Consider the following 726-nt stretch of genomic DNA (forward strand, 5'->3'; position numbering starts at 1 on the left):
ATGTGATGTCTCAGGACATCGAGGACGCCCGAACCTACAGGTTTGTAGGTTCGGGCGTTCGTCATTTTGGGGTGGGGCCTGGTGGGCGGCCGGTGCGCTGGTAGATGACGGTGGGGTCGAGGACCAGTTCGCGGATGATCTCGCCAGTGGTGGCGTTGATGACGCGGATGTCGAGGTCCTGGATGAGTGCCAGGGCGTAGGTTCCGGCGTAGGTTCGTCCGATGCCGATGCGGTAGAGGGTTCCGCCGTGGCGCAGGGTGATGGAGCCGGCTTTGGAGACGCGGTCGGCGCGTACGCGGTCGTGGGTGTCGGTGCTGCGGTCGGTGCCGGGTGCGGTTTTGGGGCGGGCGGTGTAGATCGTTGCCGGGGTCGCGCGGTGTGGAAGTGACCGGTGCGGTCGGTGGTGGTTGCAGGTGTGGAGGAAGGTGTCGAGCAGGGCCTGTAGCTCGGTCGGGGTGGTGGGCTGGGTGGGCTGGGCGGTGAGCCACTTCTTCATCGTCTGCTGGAAGCGTTCGATCTTGCCTTGAGTGGTGGGGCTGCTGGGTTTGCCGTTTTTCTGGGTGATGTTCAGGCGGCGTAGTTCCTTCTCCAGTGCGGTGCGTCCGCCTCGTCGGCTGGGGCCGGCCAGGCGGACGGTGTAGACGAGGCCGTTGTCGGTCAGTGTGGAGGCGGGGTATCCGTGCAGTTGGGCGGCTTGCCGGAAGGTGTCCAGGACGATCTTGGAGG

The 726-nt window shown here is 65.6% G+C and carries 1 protein-coding gene; it reads right to left on the reverse strand.

The features are described 5' to 3' along the window. Positions 1-61 precede the first annotated feature (61 nt). Positions 62-726: integrase core domain-containing protein (locus FNQ90_RS28285; protein ID WP_182608494.1), on the reverse strand; the 665-nt coding region annotated here is incomplete at its 5' end.

The sequence above is a fragment of the Streptomyces alkaliphilus genome, assembly GCF_014141535.1.
GTDB lineage: Bacteria > Actinomycetota > Actinomycetes > Streptomycetales > Streptomycetaceae > Streptomyces > Streptomyces alkaliphilus.